Genomic DNA, 19,173 nt, shown 5'->3' with positions numbered 1-19,173 from the left:
CGTTGTTCGGGTCAGGATACTCACGCCCAACCTTCGCGGCCGGGCGTCGGCCGCGGTCAGAACTGGAAGTAGATGAATTCGGCATGTCCAAAAATGCCGAACAGCACGATGTAATAAGCCAGCGCGACACCGGCAGCCGTTGGCAGCCAGCGCACCTCCCACAGATCACGAAGGCGCTGCGGCCGAAACGACAGGTGGAAGTCGATCACGAACAGCAGTGCGAGCGAGACGGCGAGCATCACCAGTTCGCCGCTCGCGAGATCCAGCATCTTCAGGGTGAAATAGGAGATGGGACCGAAGTCGCCCAGGCTCCGCAGGGCGACGATCGCATTGGCGACGCTCGTCGACCGGAAGAAGACCCATCCCACGAGCACGACGGCTAGCATCCAGGCCCAACCGAGCAGCAGACGAGCCGACTCGCCGAGCCACGCTTCCGGTTTTGCAAGCCTGATAAAGGCTCGTTCGACAACCAGGCAGACCCCATGCAGCGTGCCCCAAGCGACGAAGTTCCACGCTGCGCCGTGCCAAATACCACTGACCGCGAATACGATGATGAGATTGCGCGCGGTGGAGCCTTCGTTGCCGCGGCTTCCTCCGAGCGGAATGAACAGATAATCGCGGAACCAGGTCGACAAGGAGATATGCCAACGGCGCCAGAACTCGTTCAGGCTGGTGGCGAAATAAGGTTGCCCGAAATTGATCATGAGGTCGAAGCCCATGATGCGTGCCACGCCACGCGCAATGTCCGAGTACCCCGAAAAATCGCAATAGATCTGGAGGGCGAAGAGCACCGCCGCGAGCAGTTGATAACTGCCGGAATACTGCGCCGGATTGGCGTAGATCCCGTTCACCACCGACGCGACCACGTCGGCGATGCACATCTTCTTGAACAGGCCATAGCCGACGAGCAACAGGCCGGCGGTGACATTTTTGTAGGAAAGCCGATGTGTGATCCGGAACTGCGGCAGCATGTGCGCCGCGCGCTCGATCGGACCGGCGATCAGCTGCGGAAAGAAGCTCACATATTGGGCGTAGGTGATAAAGTCACGCTCAGCAGCAACCCTGCGATTGTACACGTCGAGCGTATAGCCGACCGACTGAAACGTGTAGAACGAAATGCCCAGCGGGAGCACCAGACCAAGGGCATAGTCCGGCACCACATACCCGAATAGCCCGACCACGCCGAGCACGTTCGAAATCAGGAAGTCCAGATATTTGACCGTTCCGAGTACGCCCAGATTGATCGACAGCGCGACGGTCAGCGCCGCCTTGCGTCCGCCATCGGTCCGAGCCCGCGCCATCATGAGTGCGGTCGTGTAGTCCACGATCGTCGTCAATCCGAGCAGAAGTCCGAAGGAAGGGCGCCAGCTCATGTAGAATATGTAGCTGGCGATCAGCAGCACCAGCGGCTGGGTTCGCCCCGGCAACGAGAAGAACACCACCAGGAACGTTACGAAGAACGCCAGAAATTCGAAAGAGTTGAAGAGCATCAGTCGAATGCTCCGGTGGCCTTCAGCAATTTGGCCAGATCGGCCGTGTAGGCGCGCGCCCCGGCCGGATTCATGTGCTGCGGATCGGCAAAGAGCGCTGGCGGATACATGAAATAGTCCGGCCCAGACACCCGAATGAGGGGCCGATCCGAGATCATCATCGACCTCGCGTCGTCAGCGGCTGGCAGCGGAGCAGCCTCGCCAGCGCGGAAGAAGCCCGGAACAATGATGATCTGGAAGCCATACTGGCTCGCCAGCCGTTCGAGGTGACTACGAGAGTGAGACTTTTCAGGGATCATCCGTAGCTCAATACGTGTGGGATGATCGGTCGGCAGGGCGTAGTCATCCGGAAGGCGATCGCCCGGGTAATGGCTCTGCGATTTGATGAAGTACCAGCCCCGATCGCGGAGCATTGCAGCGCGCTGGATCTCCACATCGCGGCGCGCGTCGGACAGCCGATCCAGATTCTGAAAAGCGAACAGCGCTGCTTCACGGGGCAAATTACGAAAAGGAAACAGCGTACTTGCCAACAAATTATCGTTTCGCAGGATATCAGCAATATTATCGGATGCGCCCTTGTCGTCCCAAGGGATCGTCAACAGCACGTGCGTGGGAACGTTGCCGGCTTCCAACGCGGCTTCCAGAATCGGTAGGAAGTGAACTTCGCCGGGCAGCCCAAGGTTATACGATCGGAAGCCGGATCCGACGGCCGCATCCAAGTCGGATGGACGCAACGCGGAGAGAAGCTTGCTGTTGCCGAAGACCATCACCCGATTGCGGTCCTGCGGACCGAACATCCGGCCCTTCACAAGCGTATCCAATTTTGCGTACGCAATGACGACCGAGCCCGGCCTGATAAAAGGCAGCATAGCGTAGGCGGTGTACAGCGAGAGCCAGACCGCGCCGAACAACAGCCCGAAGACGACGACGGATTTGAACCACGGCGCGGCGATCGCGGCCGGCTCTTCTGCATTCACGGCCGATGCGGCCTCCGGAGATGGCAGAGGCGAGCCGACCGTGGCTGTAGCTCGTTCCGATATCTCTGAGCCCAGTGAAATCCGGTCAGAGAGTTGGCGCCGGCGAGGCTTGTACATATCCGACGGAACTCACGGGACAGAGCATTGGGATGATCGGGTGCCGGCGGTGGTGACGGGCCGTTCGCCGTGCCCGAACTGCAAGCGCGCGTGCGCCGGCGTGGTGCGTTCGGGAGCGGAGAACATGCAGCCCTGTTATCATTCTGTTATGTTTCAGCCGAGGTCCTATCAAACGAACATTACAGTTTGACGATATCGAGATCGCAGCACTCGATACGTGCAGCGCATTGCCGAAGACGGTAACATTGAGTAGATAAACCGGCCGCTGGTCCGGGCTTCCCCGTCACATTGCGCGAGGGCCTGCGCAGGGAGGACGATTCAAGGCGCCGTAACGCACCGTCGCACAATTATCATCGTGCATGACAACGTCCCTCGCTGACCGAAAGCTGAACCATGTGTGGAATTGCTGGCGCCTTCGCATACCGTGCCGAGGCGGCCCCCATCGACAAAGCCGAGCTGCTGCGCGTGCGTGACGCGATGCTCGCGCGCGGTCCGGACGGCGCCGGCCTGTGGATGGCCGCCGACGGGCGCGTCGGCTTCGGACATCGCCGCCTGGCCATCATCGATCTGAGCGAGGGCGGCGCGCAGCCCATGCTTGACCCCGAAACCGGCAATTGGATCTGCTTCAACGGCGAGATCTACAATCACCAGCAGTTGCGCGCCCGGTTGCACCACGACGGCGTTGCGACGCGAACTCAATCGGACACCGAAGTGTTGCTCAAGCTCTACGCCCAGCGCGGCGAAGAGATGTTCTCCGACCTTCGCGGCATGTATGCCTTCGCACTCTGGGACGCTGGTCGGCGCGAGTTGCTGCTGGCCCGGGACCCGTTCGGCATCAAGCCTCTGTACGTGGCCGACGACGGCGCCACCGTTCGCTTCGCGTCCCAGGTCAAGCCGTTGCTGCAAGCCCCGGTGGACCGGAGGCCCGAACCGGCGGGCCACGCCGGCTTCCTGCTGTGGGGGTCAGTACCCGAGCCATACACCCTGTACCGCGGCATCCGCGCGTTGCCGCCTGGGCACTGGCAGCGCTTCAGCGCCGCGGGCGCCGGACGTCCGGTCCGGTTTGCAAGCATCGTGGATGCGTTGGGTCGCCTGCCCACGGCCTCCGGCGCTCGCACCGACGACGCGCTCGATCAGATCGCCGCAGCGGTCAGGGACAGCGTCGCCGCGCACATGGTGGCGGACGTGCCTGTTGGCGTCTTCCTTTCGGCGGGGTTGGATTCAACCATGCTCGCGGCCTGTGCGGCGAGCGCCGGCGAGTTGCGCACGCTGACCCTGGGCTTCAACGAGTATGCCGACGGCCCCAACGACGAGGCCGGACTGGCCGACGAGGTCGCCGGCCTGCTCCACGCAAAACATGCGCTGCATCGGATTTCAGCCCGCGACTTCGAGTGCGACCGGCAGCACCTGATCGACGCGATGGATCAACCCTCGATCGACGGCATCAACGTCTGGTTCGTCTCCAAGGCCGCGGCCGCGCAAGGCCTGAAAGTTGCGATCTCGGGGCTCGGCGGCGACGAGCTGTTCGGCTCTTACCCGAGCTTCCGGCAGGTACCGCGCCTGGTGAGCCTGATGCGGCGCGCACCGGTCGGCGAACGAACCGGGCTACTGCTGCGGCATCTGGCCCAACCTTTCGCCTCCGCACTGCCGTCGCCCAAATATGCGGGACTCGTCGAATACGGCCACAGCCTGTCGGGGGCATATCTGTTGCGGCGAGCACTCCACATGCCGTGGGAGCTCGCGCAGCTGATGGACCCGGCCATGGCCAGAGATGGCCTGGAGGAGCTCGCGACTATGAACCGCCTCGATGCCAGTACCGAGGGCCTGGAGAGCGACCGGCTGGCGGTCTCCGCTCTCGAGATGCAGTGGTACATGCGCAACCAGTTGCTGCGCGACGCCGACTGGGCGGGTATGGCGCATTCGCTCGAGATACGCGTGCCCCTGGTCGATCTGCAACTGCTGCAACACTTCGTGGAGCTTCCGGATTTCGACGCGAACAGCGAAAAGCGCACCATCGTCAGGCGCGTCGCGCCCGAATTGCCGGAAGGCGTGCTGAACCGGCCCAAGACCGGCTTTGCGGTGCCGATCCATCAATGGCTCAATCCGGGCGCGAGCAGCGGCGTCACGCGGCATCGCGACTGGGCGATGACGCTGTATCGACATTTTGCCGCAGCCTGAGGAGGCACCAGTGAGGCTGCTTCACGTCATTTCCTCCGCCGATCCCAGCAATGGCGGGCCCATCGAGGGCGTGCGCCAGCGTGGCTTGCGACTGTTGGAGATGGGTCACCAGGTCGAAGTAGCGTGTCTGGATGATCCCAGGGCGCCTCATCTGGAATCCTTTCCGTTACCCGTGCATGCACTCGGGCCGCCGCGTGGCGGCTATCATTTCTCGACGTCGCTCCAGCCATGGTTGCGCGCCCACGCCGGCGGTTATGACGCAGTCATTGTGAACGGTATCTGGCAGTACCACAGCTTTGCCGTTTGGCAGGTCATGCGCGAGCTGAGGCAGCCCTACGTCGTGTTCACGCACGGCATGCTTGATCCGTGGTTCAAGCAGAACTATCCGCTCAAACATCTGAAGAAGTGCCTCTACTGGCCCTGGGCCGAATACCGGGTTCTGCGCGACGCTGCGGCTGTGCTGTTCACGAGCGAGGATGAGCGGTTGCTTGCGCGCCGCTCGTTTTGGCCCTACCGGGCGCAGGAGGTCGTGGTGTCCTACGGCACGCGATTGCCGCCGCAGGACGCGCCCCCGCTACGAGAGGCTTTCCTTGCCGCCCATCCCGAGTTGCGCGGCAAGCGGGTCTTGCTCTTTCTCGGGCGGCTGCACGCCAAGAAGGGCTGCGATCTGCTTGTCGAGGCATTCGCCCACGTGGCGGCCGAGGAGCCTCGCCTGCATCTGCTGATGGCCGGGCCGGACCAGACCGGCTGGGTCGGTCAGCTCAAGGCCCGGACCCGCGCCTTGGGCGTGGCCGATCGCATCTCATGGCCCGGCATGTTGCAGGGCGACGCCAAATGGGGCGCGTTCCACAGCAGCGAGGCCTTCGTGCTGCCCTCCCATCAAGAGAACTTCGGCATCTCGGTCGCCGAGGCCCTGGGTTGCGGCCTGTCCGTGCTGATTTCCGACAAGGTCAATATATGGCGCGAGGTTCAAGCGGCCGGCGCAGGTCTTGTCGCCGAAGATTCGCTGGCGGGCACACTCAAGAACCTGCGCGCATGGCTGGCCATGTCTCCGGAAGACCGGGCAGCCATGGGCCGACGAACCCACGATCTGTTCGCGGATCGGTTCAGTGTTGACCGGATGGCGACGGCATTGATCGATGTCGTGCGTGCGGTGCAGGCCTCTCCGCGCTCGTGACGAGAGAACCCGGTATCTGGTGCGGTTCAGGCGGCCGGATCGACGTCTGAAGTTGCCGATGACCCGCCCTGGCATGTCGCGATCTTTCGTCATCTGGAACGCGTGATCCAGATTGCCGAAACGCCGTAGCCGGCAGTGACGGTGCCGCCTCGCAACACCTGCGACGCCCGACTTCGCCGCCGCGATCCGCGCCCCGGCCCGATCTGGATTTGCCGCCCGCGCTGAGCCAGGCTTCCGATCGCCGTGTGTTGCACCGATCGATCCAATTCCCGGGATTGCCGCGCCACGCCGCCCCCTGTTACTTGTCGTATCGTTATTACGATAACGTCACACAAGAAATGATATCAGACATAACAATACGCAGGAGGATGCTCGCTGAGATCGATCCTATCCAGGATCATCTCGGACTCGGCTTCACCCCCAAGACACGCTCCGGCCTGCAGGCGCCACGACCGAACCCGTAACCGGCTCGGCGGGCTGGGATTTGTCGCGGCCGGTCGAAGCCTTTCGCTTGGACCGAAAATGAGGACGGTCATGCGGGTGTTGGTGATAGGGATAAATTATGCTCCCGATCTGATCGGCGTGGCGAAATACAACACCGAATTCTGCGAGAGTCTCGCCAGTTGGGGACACGAGGTTCGCGTCGTCACGGCCCCGCCCTATTACCCCGACTGGAGCATCCCACCGGGATATCGTTCGAGATGGTATCGCCATCAACGTCTGAACGATGTGGACGTCATTCGGGCGCCGATCTACGTGCCAAGCCGGCCCTCGGGTCTCAAGCGACTGCTTCACCACACCTCCTTCATGCTTTCGGCAGCCGTCCCCGTTCTGTCGAGCGCGCTCTGGTGGCGTCCCGATATCGTCTTCGTGGTGGCACCATCCCTGCTTTCCGCACCCATGGCGGCATTGGCCGCCAGGATGACCGGCGCATCCTCCTGGGTTCATGTTCAGGACCTCGAAGTCGACGCAGCGTTCGAGGTCGGGCTGCTCCGCAGCGGCGTCACGCGCAAGCTGATGCGTACGGTCGAACGGTGGATACTGCGTTCATTCGACCGTGTTTCGACCATCTCGATACAGATGGTACGCCGCCTCGAGCACAAGGGCATCGTGCCTGCCAGATTGCGTGAGTTCCGGAACTGGATCGATACCAGCATCGTCGTGCCGGGAAGCAATCAAACGCAGCTCCGCTCGGAGCTGCAGCTGGCGCCGACCGATATCGTGGCGCTCTACTCGGGAGCCATGTCGAACAAGCAGGGACTGGAGCTGATCATCGAAGCCGCCACAGCATTGAAGGACAGCCAGCCCTCGGTAAAGTTCGTTCTCTGCGGAAATGGCCCAGTCAAACCGGCATTGGTGCAAATGGCTGCCGGTCTGCACAACGTCCGCTTCCTTGATCTCCAGCCGCTCGATCGGGTCTCGGAGTTGCTCAGCACCGCCGACATTCAGCTCTTGCCGCAGAAGGCCGAGATATCCGACCTGGTTCTGCCGTCCAAGCTGGCCGGCATGCTCGCATCTGGCCGACCGCTCATCGCGATGACCGAGCCTGGTACGGGCATTGCGTCGGAGGTCGAAGGTGCCGGCCTCGTCATCGCTCCGGGCGACGCTGGCGCGCTTGCCGCGGCTGTCACGACGCTGGCCAAAGACGAGGCACTGCGGGATCGCCTCGGTGCCGTCGCGCGCGCACGCGCTGAACAGAAATGGGATCGCATCTCGATCATCCGTTCGCTCGAACACGAATTCATGTCCCTTCCGCAACGGACCGCCACACCTGCTCCGCGCACCGCGCCATTGGCGACGCCGGTTCGCTCGATCGAACATGTCACGACGGGCAGCCGCCGCCGGCCAGAGACGTCAGGGTGGCCGCCCTCAAGAGAGCCCTTGCGTCCGCGCGCCAGGGGCGTCGGCTCTGAGCATTAGCAAGACTGGACGGGGATCAGTACTGATGGCTTCCGCGCTGCCCAAGGGAGAAAGCATCTCCGCTCGGATGGAGTCCGTTGAGGGTCATTCAACAGGCTTCGACTACCTCAGGATACTTCTCTCTACGGCCGTCCTCTTCATCCATAGCAAGACGTTTACGCTGGGCGCAGATGTCCAGACCTTCAAGTCGCTGGTTGACTCGACGGTCCGCGTCGGCATGTTTTCCGTGGCGCAGCCCCCGATCTACCAGCCAATTCTCTGGGCAGTGGTGCCGGCTTTCTTCGCCCTTAGCGGATTCCTTGTTTCAGGAAGTCTGCATCGTTCAAAGACGACAATCGGCTTTCTGTTGCTGAGAGTGCTGCGTATTATCCCGGCGCTTTGTGTCGAGTCGCTTCTCGCAATGCTGGTGCTCGGTCCGCTCGTGACCAGCTTCACCTTGGCCGCGTATTTCAGTGATCCCCTGTTTCGGGCATATCCTCTCAATATCATCGGCGATATCCAATATTATCTGCCTGGTGTCTTTCTTAACAACCCTGTGCCGCGTGTCGTGAATCTGCAGCTCTGGACCATTCCGGCGGAGATGTACTGCTACGCAATCCTCGCTACCGTGCTCGTCCTGCAGCTCGCACACCTGCGCCGGACCGTTCCGCTCGTCACCGTGGCGACGTTCATCTGCTTGCTGGGAATGCAGGCACTGGGAATTCATGCGCCGGCGGACTGGTCTGCAGGCGACGGGAGAGTGCAGATCGAGACTCTCGTCCTCGCGTTCTTGATCGGCGTGTCCTTGTTCGAGCTCAAGGACAAGGTTCCGCTGCGAGCTGACCTGTTCGCTCTGTCGGTCGTGCTTTCCTACGCCCTGCTCTGGGGCGGAGCGTTGCAATATCTGGCGATGATCCCGATCGCCTACGCCACCGTCTTCGTCGGGCTTTCCAACTTCCGAGAGACGTTTGTCAATCGGACGGGCGACTACTCCTACGGAGTGTACCTGTATGGGCTGCCGGTGCAGCAGCTCCTCGTCTACCTCTTTCCGGAGAACAAGAACTGGCTCCTCAGCTTTGCCATGGCCTACGTCCTCAGCTTGGCGTTCGCGGCGCTGTCCTGGCATCTCGTCGAATCGAAGGTCCTGGCGAAGAAGAGGGTTATCGTCGCTGCTGCCGAAAATTTCCTGAGGCCTTTGTCATTCCGGTTACCATGGGGGCCCGCAGCCAAGCCAGTCTCCGCTCCCCCCATAGCGATGGTGCCGAAACCGGCCGACGTGAGCTGATATCACAGGACTACAAGATCGAGGCTCGGCCGTCCCGGCTCGTCCCTCACCGGCGCAGATAGCGATATCCGACATAGAGCCCAAGGAGATTCAATACGACCTCTCCCGCCACGAAAGCATAGACACCAAGCATCGAAACCAGCAAGTAACTGACCAGCATTCCCGCCGCCGAGCCGATCGCCAGAGCCCCGGCGGCGAGACCATACGCGCCTGTCGCAGCCAAGGCCTGCATCATCATCAGCAACAGCGACATCGTGAATATCGTCGGCGCGAAGCCGGCGATGACAATCGCAGCCCGGTGCAAGCCAAAATCCGGCACCTGCGCAGCGATGCCGGCGACGACGGTAACCCCGACTGCAAACGTCGCCGCGCAATAGAGCGCCATTCTCTGCGCCCCGAGCATATTGCCGAGGCTCTGCTTTCCGGCTGCCGACAGTTTCTCGACGAGGCTTGGGAATTCCACCCTCAGCACGAACCCCACGATCTGGGTCGATGCCGTCACGATCTGCTTGGCGTACACGAAAAGGGCGGTCGTCTCGGCGCCGAGATAGACCGTGCTCAATACCAACTGAACGCGCATGTTGACCTGCCCCGGCAAGATCTGGAACGACAGGGCACAGCCGTCCGTCAGTGCCCTTGTCAGGCCCGCACGTGTCACCCTGTGAAATCGCGGGTACCAGCCCTTGCGCGCCAGCGTCGTCCATTGCGCGATCAACGTCACGAGATAGCCTATGGAAAAGGCGCCGCCCAGTATCGCGCCTGCTGCGGCAGCCGACTTGTGGGCCGCCAAGGCGAGGCCGGCGGCGGTGACCAGGTAAGCCACCGATCCCGTGATTCCGCTGATGCCACTGAGTCTCAGGCCGTCGAGCAGACCAACCCCGTTGACGGCCCACAGCAGCAATCCGGGGAGCGCAAGGGCGACGTACCATCGCGAAAACTCGTCAGACGAGAGTCGCCAGACATACAGGGCTGCAGCGACACCGACGATCAAGGCCACCGTGATCCTTATCGCGCTCGTCTCGCAGAATATCCGCCATACCTCGCCGCTTGCCTCTCGACCGCTCGGCAAGCGGGCGACTGCCCGGGCGAGTGTCGTACTCGCACCGGCATCAACGAGGACGATGCCCAGAATGGCAAAGGAATAATGCGTGCCGAATGCTGCGAGAAGCTCGTACTCGCCTGCGGCTACGAGTACGGTCTGGACAATGAATATCGCCCCTTGACCGAGGCCGAACCCGGCGACCAGCAGCCCGATGTTGGCAATCTGCCTCCATTGGCCATGGACGGCTCTCACCCACCCGGCGGCGCGCATTTGTGCAAGCCGGTATCGAGACGCCGCAGGGCTCCGCGTTCCATCCGAGGCGTTGGAGCTCGCGACACTTGTTTCAAGCATGATGTTTTCCGGGGCGGGCGTCGTGACCTGAACCTACGGCTGGCAGCGCCGATGTAGACCAATGTTACACGAATTGATACCTCACATAACCGGTCCGACGACAGCTCGCGGATCATCGCATAGCTCGCCGCTACAGCCGCCGATGTCACAGTCTTGTGCAATTCGGAACGTAAGGAGTGGGGTCGGGTCAAGCAGAGCGGGAGTTCGTCCCGGCCATCGGGCCTTTGAGGCAATGTGCGGTTCGAGCGATGCGTGACGAGCGACGGATATTGGATCGGGCGCTGTCCTTGCATGACAAGGGGGACATCGCCGCCGCCGCCAAACTGTATCGACGCATCATCGATGCCAATCCCAATAATCTTCACGCCGTGCATTTCCTGGGCGTGGCCGAGGCAGCGGCGGGAAATATTGATCGCGCAAAACTGCTGATGACACGGTCGTTGCAGTCAAAGCCGGTCAACGTGGAGTTCATTGAGAATTACGCGGCCGTGCTCCACCGGGCCGGCGAGCATGACGAGTTGGTCCGGCTGTGCCAGCACGGACTACAATTCGCGCCGACCAGCCTGGGACTTTTGCATGGAAGCGCAGCTGGGCTGTTGGCACTGAGCCGCCATTCGGAAGCCATCGAACATCTGACACGCCTGTTGATCCATCACCCCCGGCATTTTCCGGCCCACTTCATGCTGGGTTCGGCGCTGGCGAAGTCGCGCCAATATGAACCGGCACTCGCTTCGTATGACCAGGCATTGCAGTTGAACCCACAGTTCGCGGAGGCGCATCTCGATAAGGGAACGATCCACTTCGCGACCTGCCGTTACAACGACGCGCTCTCGGCCTATGACAACGCCCTCACGCTGCGGCCTGATCTTGCGGCAGCGGCACTCGGCCGCTGCTACGCCCTGATCCAGCTGGGCCGGCGCGACGAAGCTCTGGCTGCCGCGGACCACACATTGAAGCTGCAACCCGACCTCCCCGAAGCATGGGCTAGCCGCGGCAACGCACTCCTCGATCTCGGTCGCCTCGAGGACGCTGCGGCAGCGTACGACCGTGCGCTCACCATCGGGCCGTACCTCGCGTCGGCCTGGTCCGGACACGGCAATATTCTCCTTCGATCAGGCCGTCAGCGCGATGCGGAGGTCGCGTTCGATCGCGCCATCGCTGCGGATGCCGCTTTCGCCGAGGCCTGGCTCGGGCGCGGGACTGTGTTGCTGTCCCTTGGCCGTCACCACGATGCGGCGGCGGCTCTCGACCGCGCCACAGTCCTGAATCCCGGCCTGGTGAGCGCCTGGCTGGCGAAGGGTCAGGTCGCCTACCTCGAGAAACGTTACGACGACGCCTTAGTCGCCTGGAACAGGGCTCTCGACCTCAATCCGGATCAGTCCGCCGTGGCCGCCGCCTGTTTGCGCGTCAAGTTGCATCAATGCGATTGGACGGATTTCGCGAGTGGTTGTGCCTCGGTCAGGTCATCGGTCCGAAGCGGGAAGCTCGTCTCACCGTTCATGTTCGTCGCGATTCCGTCCACATCGGCCGAGCAGCTTCAATGCGCGCGCACGTGGGCCGAGAACAACTTTCGTCTCCAGAGTTCGCCGGTCTGGCGCGGCGAGCGCTACACTCACGACCGCATCCGCATCGGCTATCTCTCGGCGGATTTTCATCAGCACGCGACCTCGCAACTGATGGCGGGCGTCTTCGAACATCACGACAGGACGCGCTTTGAAATCACCGCCATCTCGGTCGGCCCAAACGACGGCTCGGACATGCGCCGACGGATCGAAGCCGCGTTCGAGCGCTTTATCGACGCCAAACCGCAAAGTGACACTCAAATCGCCGAGCTTGTCAGGGCTCTGGAAGTCGACATCCTCGTCGATTTGAAAGGATATACCCAGGACGCGCGCACCGGCATCTTGGCCATGCGTCCCGCCCCGATCCAGGTCAACTATCTCGGCTTTCCCGGCACCATCGGTGCAGGCTTCATCGACTACATCGTCGCAGACCGAAACGTGATTCCCGAGCACGATTACGATTGCTACGTGGAGAAAATCGCCTGGCTTCCCGAAAGCTATCAGGCAAACGATCGCGACCGTGCAATTGCGGATCTGATGCCTGTCCGCGCCGAGCACGGCCTTCCGGATAACGCTTTCGTCTTCTGCTGCTTCAACGACAACTACAAGATCACGCCCGACGTTTTCTCATCCTGGATGCGGATTCTCGCCGCGGTGGAGAACAGCGTGTTGTGGCTGTTCGAGGACAATCCAACGGCTGCGGACAATTTGCGTCGAGAGGCGCAGGCAAGGGGCGTGGCGCCGCGTCGTCTGGTTTTCGCCCAACGGCTCCCCACCTCCGCGCACCTAGCGCGGCATCGTTGCGCGGACCTTTTCCTCGATACAGTTCCGTACGGCGCTCATACGACCGCCAGCGATGCGCTCTGGACCGGACTTCCGGTCGTGACCTGCCTCGGCGAAACATTCGCGGCGCGTGTCGGGGCGAGCTTGCTCAATGCGATCCGCCTGCCCGAACTGATCACGACGACGCCGGCGGCCTACGAACAATTGGCGATCGAACTGGCGAACGATCCCGCCAGGCTCGCGGCGCTGAGAGCGAAGCTGGCCCGCGATCGACTGACGACACCTTTGTACGACACGAAGCAGTACACGCGTGATCTGGAGACGGCATACGCCGCCATGATGGAGCGGCACATGGCGGGATTGCCACCGGACCACGTCCGGGTGCTGGGAACCACCGTCTGGCAAGCGCACCCGCAAGAGGGACGATTTCCTTGAACCTGCCAGCATCTTTCGTCGATCGATCGACGACCAACCCGGGCAAGCACCGATTGACCGCTGGTGCTGCCGCAATTTTCCGCGCTCGCAGCCCTTCAACGATTGCAGTTATCGGGTCTTTCTGGGCGTGGTGCGGCCTCCTTTCCTTCCCCATGATTGACCTGAACCCGGACTTCGCGGACGTTCCAACTTCGTTTGCCCTGGGCGGCACGGTTCTGATCGGACAGATTACCGGAATCGCGCTGTTCATCACGACGGTGTCCTTGATGCACGCTTCGCGGGCGTTCGCCAGCCTGGGGCGATTGAGCCTCGCCCAGGTCGCGATCATTGGCATCATCTACCTGTCTGTTGTCCTACAATTGCACGATGACGAGGCGGCGACGTTCGTTGGCGTTTTTTACACCATTCTGCTCATGCTGACTGCTTTGATGCTGTCTGTCGTATGGACGCTGCCACCGGACGGCATCGAAACCTGCATGAAGGTGGCATCCATCATATTTTGTCTGTTCGGCATCTCCGCGCTGGCCGTCCTGGGATTACCGCAAGGCCGCAATGTCGGGGGTATTCAACCAAATCTCTTTTCCGCACCGTTACTCGCAGGCTTCATTCTGTCGCAGTTTCACGCTGGGAAAACGGGTATCGTCGTCAGAATCCTGTGCTTCTCGATGGCCGCTCTCGTCAGCTCGCGGTACGCCTTGATCGGCTGCATTTCCGCGCTTGTCGTGCATGACTTGACCTTCAATTCCCTGCGCCCGTGGAAGGTTGCCGCGGCGATCGTTGCGTTGCTGTTGTGCATATTCCTTTGGCCGCAGATTGCCACCTTTCTCGCGCTTGACGATTCAAGTCGAGATCTGTCTTCAGGATTCACAGGAAGGGATGAATACTGGTACGCGGCCCTGGCGACGATCATGGATCATCCGCTCGGCATCGGATTCAAGCGCGCATCAGCCTTTGAGGCAGGGCACAATGGCTACCTGAAGACGCTGGTGGAATTCGGAATCGTCGGGGGCGGATTGATAATCCTCTTTGTCGGTTGCGTCATTGCCGCTGCACGCGCCGAAGCAGTGCGATCAACGGGGAAGGATCGGCAGCAACGCCGCTTTGCCTGTGCCCGCTTGGGCGGATTGGTCGCCCTGGCGTTTGGGGCCTTCTTCCAACCCCAGTTGTTCAGTCTCGGCGACGCGTTCGGGGTCTCGCTCCTGTTGCTGCTGTTCAAACCTGAAATGAAGCCGGTATCCGGTCGCGCAGCAATTGCGTGAGCGCAGACCGCGCAACGATCGCAAGCTGATTTCGCCTCCACCCGCGGTCGCTTCGTTCACTTCGCGTTCTGTCGCTGCGCCGAGATGCCGAGGACCAGGCGCAACTTGCTGTTGTCGGCGCTTCCCGAGGCGGTCTGGACGACCAGACCATCGATGAACAGAAAGGGCATGCCGGCCTCCAGGTCATAGAGGAGCGGCTGAAGAGATGCGGAAGCGAGCTCGATGTTGAACGTCGCCGAGACGAAGCCGGATTTGGCGAGCGGTCCCTGGACATCGACCTGTGACGACAGTGTGTTGCCGTTCACCCGCTTGGTCGCCGCGAGCACCCGCTGGAGCAGCACGGCGCTTGCGACCGAGGCCGTCTGTCCTTCGAGGAACGCCGAGCCCGTGGGAACGCTGATATCGGCCCGGACGGCGGGCGGCGGCGTAGCACGCCGGGCCTCGAGCGTCTGAAGGATCTCCGCGGCTGACGCCGCAGCATCGCGGCTCCCCAGGATCTCGATCACGGTCTGCACTGTCGTGAACGCGAACAGCACCACCAGCGCCACATAGGCCGCGACCGCGGCGACCGGTAAGCGCGTGAGATATCCTTCGAACTTCTGCATGCTGATCATGTGCCCGGCCCGAATTGCGGCTTGATCCTGGTCTCGATGTGGAAGCGCTCGCCCGCCTCGTTGGCGGCGCGCGTCGTCGGTGCGAAGAAGCCTGCGCTGGCGAAATGTGGCGACTGCTCCAGGATCTGGATCAGCGACGGGGCGTCGCTGGTCAGACCCGTGATCTCGAGCTTGTCGCCCTCGATCCTCAGCTCGGTCGCGTAGGTGTGGTCGGGCAAGAGGCCGGACAGCTCTTCCAGCACCATCACGGCCGACGGCATCGTCTGCTTGCGGCGCGCCAGGATTTCGAGCGGCGAGCTGCCCTGGCCGCCCTGCCCGCCGCGCGCGAGCGCGCGGCGCTCGGCGATCCGGCGCTGGGTCTGCTGCAGCTCGGCATCGTAGGAATCGGTGGCGATCCCGCCGAGCCCGACCGACAGCATCGCCAGCACGCCGGTCGTCGCGAGAACTACGATCAGCGCAAACCGGAGCCGGCTCGAGCCGCTTTGCCCGCCGACGCGCTGATGATAGACGGCGACCCGCTCCATCCCGGGCGCCGAGGTCGATATCTCGACGGCGGCCGCGCCTGCATCGAGGAGAGCTTGCGACAACGACGTCACCGCCGTGCGCGCCGTCGCCACCACCGTCAACTCGACCTGGTCGTCGGCGATCGCCTGCGGCGGCGTCCAGTGAAACACCGCTTCCGCCGAGCTCCAGGGTGTCAGCCGATCGATCTGGGCACGGATGATTCCGTCGAGAAACTCGACTGCACGTCCCGGCAACTCCAGCGGACGAAATACGAAGCGCGATGGTTGAAGCGCGAGGTCGACCATCGCACCCTTCATCGCCGCGGACCATTCGCCCGACAGCGGTTCGCTGATCACGCCATCGACGACGTTGATGCGACCGGGCGGCAGATCGGCATCCTTGCTCGTCGTCGAGGCAAGGCGCAGCGTCAGGGCGCCCTCCTCGTCCTCGCTGATCGCGATCTGCCGCGCACCGCGCGTTCGTTCGAGCCGCGCGCTCACCGTGCGCGCAACGCTGTCGATCCACAGCGACAGCGCGGCTGCGATTTGACTGGGAATACTCATCGGCTCTCCCGCGGCCTTGGCCGCCCTCCTCGATCCGGATCAACCTCGTCGGTCCATGCCAGTACGCGGAAGGCCTCCTTCTCGCCCGGTCCCGGAATCCGGATCACCGCCTCGGGCGTTCGTTGCCGGCCGTCCCGCAGCGTGATCCGTATGCGCACCCGATAGGCGTCGCTCGCCGATATCGTGGCGCCCGGCTGCCGCCCGCCGAGCGCGCCGATGACGAACTCTGGATTGTCGGGCGGCAGGTCCGCGCGCTGATTGAGGAAGGCGTCGAGCCTGGCCGTCGTCATGTCCGGCAATGCCGCGATCACCTCCGGCGCGGCATCGAGCACGTTGACCTCCGCCATACCGCTGTAGACCGTCACGAAAGGCATCGCACGCTCGATCAGCTCGACCGGCAGGCCGAGCACCAGCCACAGCTCATCGGCGCTGGCGAATGGCGCTTGCCGCGGCACGTAAGCGAGGTCCGCCGCAGCATAGGCCGCCGGCTCCGTATCCCGCCCGTCCGGTCTCGGCGTGCGCCGCCAGGCGACGACACGCGCGGCATATTCGTCGGCTGCTTCCGCCGGCGCGCCGAGCGCCCTGAACAGTCCCGCGATCATCGCACGCGGCGCCATGTTGAGATTGATCCGTGCCGATTCCGACATGTACTCGACGCGCACGGAGGCATCGGCCAGGCGGAAGCCGAAGCCGCCATGGGTCGGACGCCGCATCGTCGCAGGCGCCGACAATTGGTAGGCGGCGAGCTCGACACCCGCCGAACCCAGCATCTCCCATTGCGTCGCCGCGTCCAGCGCCGAGAGCGCATTGGCCGATTGCGCGATGTAGACCGAAGCGACGGTCGCAAGCGCGGCCAGTCCCGCAAGCAGCCACAAGGTGGCGACGACGATGAACCCGTCCTGCGCAGCAAGCTTGCGTCTCAGTCGAGCGGACGGACCGGTCATTGCGTCGGCCCGTTACCGGATTGCGTCTGCGTCGCCTCCTGCTCGGTCGACGGATCCGGCCGCGGCGCGCCTGTCTCGACATGGATCCGCGCGGCGCTCGAAATCACGGTTCCGCGCTCGACGTCCCTGATGTCGAAGCGGACCGACATCGGCAGTTCGCCGGAGTTGAGCCAGCGGCCGCCCCATTTGCCGTCAAGACCGGCATAGGCGAAGCTGATGCGATATGGCAGCCGCAGCAGCACGACGGGATCGACGAACGGAATCTGGTCTGCCCTGGGATCTCCCGCCTTCAGCAGCACGAACGGCGCACGCATGCGCACCAGTGCCGGACCGTTTCGGTCGTTGATCTCGGAGATTCGCACGATCTCCAGGCCCGGCCGACCATTCGGGCCGAGCACGGAGCGAACGAACATCACGGCCTGCTCTCCGCCGCGAAACAGCGGCAGATTGTCCGACCGCGTCACGTAGTCGGCCGCCGCCAGATCGGCCGTGAGCCGGTCGAGAGCGACCGCGACCTGCTCGTTGCGCTGGGCGCGGATGATGCCGCGATTCCAGCTCGGCAGCCATTGCCCGGTGACCGAGGCCAGAGCGCCCATGATCAGGCCCATCAGTGCCAGCGCAACCAGGGCTTCGAACAGCGTGAAGCCGTCTTCGGCGCGCCATTGCCGGGCGTCGGTCATCAGCTTCCGCCCCTGCTCTGCAAGCGGATGGTTTCGAACGACACCATCGCCCCGCCCGGAGCCTGCACACGCAATTCGACGCGCTGCGGAACGAACCGCGACTCCGGCACGACAGGCACATCGTCGAGGAATGGCGTCATGCGCATCTGCCAGCGGTGGCCGGCGACCCGTCCGCGCAGATCATCAAGCATCGGCGCTCCGGCGCGCGGCAAGGTGGACACCACCACGCGCGCCGCATTGACGAGGGCGGCATGCTGCTCGAGCTTCCAGGCGCCGCGCGAATTGGTCGCGACCAACGTTCCGATCGCAGCGAGCACGATCGTCACCAGCGCGAGCGCCACGACGGCCTCGATCATGGTGAAGCCGGCTTCGCGCCGGCGGCTAGAGGACTTCTTGCGCGACAATGTCCACGCCTCCCGTCAGCCAGTTCACGCGCACCTCGACGGCGTTGCCGAGACGTGTCAGGCGGATCGTGCCGCCGCACGACATGCCGCTGGCAAAAAAACTGATGGTCGAGAACGCCGGCCGGCCGTTGCAGCGTTGCGGCAGCAGCGCGTCGAACACCACGTCCTGCGGCACCTGGATGATCCAGGGACCCGACCCCGACCTCACGGTACGTGCCCGCGCGTCCACAACGGCGCTGACGGCGCCGTAGCGCGACAGCGCGGCGTTGCGGTCGGCCTTGAGCAGGGCCGCAACCTCGATCGCATAAGCCTCGAGCCGCGGCCGCGAGGTCTGCGACGGAAAGCGCGGCAGCAGCACGGCCGCGAGCATCGCGACGATGGCCAGCACGCAGACCATTTCGAGCAGCGTGAAGCCGGCCTCGCCCGTATCAGTTCGCTCCGGAGACGAGATCGGCCGACGTTCCCGTTCCACCCTCCTGCCCGTCGGAGCCGAGCGAGCGAATTTCGTAGGGCGCGCGTTCCGCCGGCTGCTTGTAGACATAAGGATTGCCCCATGGGTCGTTGGGAACGTTGCCGCCCTTCAAATACGGGCCATTCCAGGACGCCACGCCGCTCACGGCATGAGCGAGGGCGCCCAGTCCTTCCGAGCCGGTCGGGAAGCGGCCGGCGTCGAGGTAGAACAGGTCGAGCGCGCTGCTGAAACTCTGGATCTGTATCTTGGCCGCCTTGACGCGGGATTCGCTGAGATAGTTCAGCACCCGCGGGCCGACCAGCGCCATGATCATGCCGATGATGGTGATGACGACCAGCATCTCCACCAGCGTAAAGCCTTCCTCGCCGCGACGCCGGCGCCGCCGCCTCGGCGGAGGGAACAGCCCCTTCTTGGAAACGCGGATCATGCGAACCCTC

General features: G+C 63.2%; 16 protein-coding genes. 6 read left to right on the top strand and 10 right to left on the bottom strand.

All coding sequences use genetic code 11. The annotated features are described in order from the left end of the window. Positions 1 to 56: 56 nt before the first annotated feature. Together ABIB95_RS07550 and ABIB95_RS07545 are read right to left on the bottom strand one after the other, a co-directional pair. The gene (locus tag ABIB95_RS07550) at positions 57 to 1,403 is read right to left on the bottom strand and encodes an MBOAT family O-acyltransferase (protein WP_354238405.1); all 1,347 of its coding nucleotides are present in this window, start codon (positions 1,401 to 1,403) and stop codon (positions 57 to 59) included. Between the two features lie 86 nt (positions 1,404 to 1,489). Next, the gene (locus ABIB95_RS07545; protein ID WP_354238403.1) at positions 1,490 to 2,467 is read right to left on the bottom strand and encodes a hypothetical protein; all 978 of its coding nucleotides are present in this window, start codon (positions 2,465 to 2,467) and stop codon (positions 1,490 to 1,492) included. A 510-nt stretch (positions 2,468 to 2,977) separates the two neighbouring features. Between ABIB95_RS07545 and asnB the strand changes: the two genes are divergently transcribed. The 4 genes from asnB to ABIB95_RS07525 all read left to right on the top strand — a co-directional run bounded on the left by asnB (position 2,978) and on the right by ABIB95_RS07525 (position 9,123). Further along, positions 2,978 to 4,762: an asparagine synthase (glutamine-hydrolyzing) gene (gene asnB / locus ABIB95_RS07540; protein WP_354238401.1), complete on the top strand. Its 1,785-nt coding sequence runs from the start codon at positions 2,978 to 2,980 to the stop codon at positions 4,760 to 4,762. Between the two features lie 10 nt (positions 4,763 to 4,772). After that, positions 4,773 to 5,939, top strand: a complete 1,167-nt coding sequence (locus ABIB95_RS07535; protein ID WP_346016152.1) for a glycosyltransferase — start codon at positions 4,773 to 4,775, stop codon at positions 5,937 to 5,939. A 534-nt stretch (positions 5,940 to 6,473) separates the two neighbouring features. Then, complete coding sequence (locus tag ABIB95_RS07530; protein ID WP_247308492.1) at positions 6,474 to 7,859, top strand: glycosyltransferase WbuB; 1,386 nt, start codon at positions 6,474 to 6,476, stop codon at positions 7,857 to 7,859. 25 nt (positions 7,860 to 7,884) lie between these two features. Next, the gene (locus tag ABIB95_RS07525) at positions 7,885 to 9,123 is read left to right on the top strand and encodes an acyltransferase family protein (protein WP_354238398.1); all 1,239 of its coding nucleotides are present in this window, start codon (positions 7,885 to 7,887) and stop codon (positions 9,121 to 9,123) included. A 46-nt stretch (positions 9,124 to 9,169) separates the two neighbouring features. Here the strand turns inward: ABIB95_RS07525 and ABIB95_RS07520 are convergent, their stop codons facing one another. Continuing rightward, entirely contained in the window at positions 9,170 to 10,516 is a 1,347-nt protein-coding gene (locus tag ABIB95_RS07520; protein ID WP_354238396.1) for an oligosaccharide flippase family protein, read from the bottom strand. A 248-nt stretch (positions 10,517 to 10,764) separates the two neighbouring features. Here ABIB95_RS07520 and ABIB95_RS07515 point away from each other — a divergent pair, with 248 nt between their 5' ends. Continuing rightward, the gene (locus ABIB95_RS07515) at positions 10,765 to 13,296 is read left to right on the top strand and encodes a tetratricopeptide repeat protein (protein WP_354238395.1); all 2,532 of its coding nucleotides are present in this window, start codon (positions 10,765 to 10,767) and stop codon (positions 13,294 to 13,296) included. Next, a complete protein-coding gene (locus ABIB95_RS07510) occupies positions 13,293 to 14,555 on the top strand; it encodes an O-antigen ligase family protein (RefSeq protein ID WP_354238394.1) in 1,263 nt (420 codons plus the stop codon). The genes ABIB95_RS07515 and ABIB95_RS07510 overlap by 4 nt, the downstream gene beginning before the upstream one ends. Before the next feature lie 56 nt (positions 14,556 to 14,611). On the opposite strand, the gene gspM is transcribed toward ABIB95_RS07510, so the two are convergent. The 7 genes from gspM to gspG are packed head-to-tail and all read right to left on the bottom strand — an operon-like array spanning position 14,612 to position 19,163. Then, entirely contained in the window at positions 14,612 to 15,169 is a 558-nt protein-coding gene (gene gspM, locus ABIB95_RS07505; RefSeq protein ID WP_071915597.1) for a type II secretion system protein GspM, read from the bottom strand. Further along, complete coding sequence (locus ABIB95_RS07500) at positions 15,166 to 16,236, bottom strand: PilN domain-containing protein (protein WP_354238393.1); 1,071 nt, start codon at positions 16,234 to 16,236, stop codon at positions 15,166 to 15,168. Before ABIB95_RS07500 ends, gspM begins: the two co-directional genes overlap by 4 nt. Then, positions 16,233 to 17,180, bottom strand: coding sequence for a type II secretion system minor pseudopilin (locus tag ABIB95_RS07495; protein WP_354238392.1), 948 nt, complete (start codon positions 17,178 to 17,180; stop codon positions 16,233 to 16,235). Before ABIB95_RS07495 ends, ABIB95_RS07500 begins: the two co-directional genes overlap by 4 nt. Beyond that, positions 17,177 to 17,860 (bottom strand): PulJ/GspJ family protein, encoded by a 684-nt coding sequence (locus ABIB95_RS07490; RefSeq protein WP_259258379.1) that lies wholly within the window; start codon positions 17,858 to 17,860, stop codon positions 17,177 to 17,179. The genes ABIB95_RS07495 and ABIB95_RS07490 overlap by 4 nt, the downstream gene beginning before the upstream one ends. After that, positions 17,860 to 18,264: a prepilin-type N-terminal cleavage/methylation domain-containing protein gene (locus tag ABIB95_RS07485; RefSeq protein WP_354238391.1), complete on the bottom strand. Its 405-nt coding sequence runs from the start codon at positions 18,262 to 18,264 to the stop codon at positions 17,860 to 17,862. The genes ABIB95_RS07490 and ABIB95_RS07485 overlap by 1 nt, the downstream gene beginning before the upstream one ends. After that, positions 18,242 to 18,736 (bottom strand): prepilin-type N-terminal cleavage/methylation domain-containing protein, encoded by a 495-nt coding sequence (locus tag ABIB95_RS07480; protein WP_354238390.1) that lies wholly within the window; start codon positions 18,734 to 18,736, stop codon positions 18,242 to 18,244. The genes ABIB95_RS07485 and ABIB95_RS07480 overlap by 23 nt, the downstream gene beginning before the upstream one ends. After that, entirely contained in the window at positions 18,693 to 19,163 is a 471-nt protein-coding gene (gene gspG, locus ABIB95_RS07475) for a type II secretion system major pseudopilin GspG (RefSeq protein WP_354238389.1), read from the bottom strand. The genes ABIB95_RS07480 and gspG overlap by 44 nt, the downstream gene beginning before the upstream one ends. Positions 19,164 to 19,173 lie beyond the last annotated feature (10 nt).

This window comes from Bradyrhizobium sp. LA2.1 (genome assembly GCF_040547725.1).
GTDB classification, from domain to species: Bacteria; Pseudomonadota; Alphaproteobacteria; order Rhizobiales; family Xanthobacteraceae; genus Bradyrhizobium; species Bradyrhizobium barranii.
This window is presented reverse-complemented; position numbering and strand designations above follow the sequence as displayed.

What these genes read in the sequence shown, in the direction of transcription:
- ABIB95_RS07490 (WP_259258379.1), bottom strand. Translation starts at nt 17,860, where the DNA reads ATGACCGACGCCCGGCAATGGCGCGCCGAAGACGGCTTCACGCTGTTC.
- ABIB95_RS07525 (WP_354238398.1), top strand. Translation starts at nt 7,885, where the DNA reads ATGGCTTCCGCGCTGCCCAAGGGAGAAAGCATCTCCGCTCGGATGGAG.
- ABIB95_RS07515 (WP_354238395.1), top strand. Translation starts at nt 10,765, where the DNA reads ATGCGTGACGAGCGACGGATATTGGATCGGGCGCTGTCCTTGCATGAC.
- ABIB95_RS07500 (WP_354238393.1), bottom strand. Translation starts at nt 16,236, where the DNA reads ATGAGTATTCCCAGTCAAATCGCAGCCGCGCTGTCGCTGTGGATCGAC.
- ABIB95_RS07520 (WP_354238396.1), bottom strand. Translation starts at nt 10,516, where the DNA reads ATGCTTGAAACAAGTGTCGCGAGCTCCAACGCCTCGGATGGAACGCGG.
- ABIB95_RS07495 (WP_354238392.1), bottom strand. Translation starts at nt 17,180, where the DNA reads ATGACCGGTCCGTCCGCTCGACTGAGACGCAAGCTTGCTGCGCAGGAC.
- ABIB95_RS07530 (WP_247308492.1), top strand. Translation starts at nt 6,474, where the DNA reads ATGCGGGTGTTGGTGATAGGGATAAATTATGCTCCCGATCTGATCGGC.
- gspM (WP_071915597.1), bottom strand. Translation starts at nt 15,169, where the DNA reads ATGATCAGCATGCAGAAGTTCGAAGGATATCTCACGCGCTTACCGGTC.
- gspG (WP_354238389.1), bottom strand. Translation starts at nt 19,163, where the DNA reads ATGATCCGCGTTTCCAAGAAGGGGCTGTTCCCTCCGCCGAGGCGGCGG.
- asnB (WP_354238401.1), top strand. Translation starts at nt 2,978, where the DNA reads ATGTGTGGAATTGCTGGCGCCTTCGCATACCGTGCCGAGGCGGCCCCC.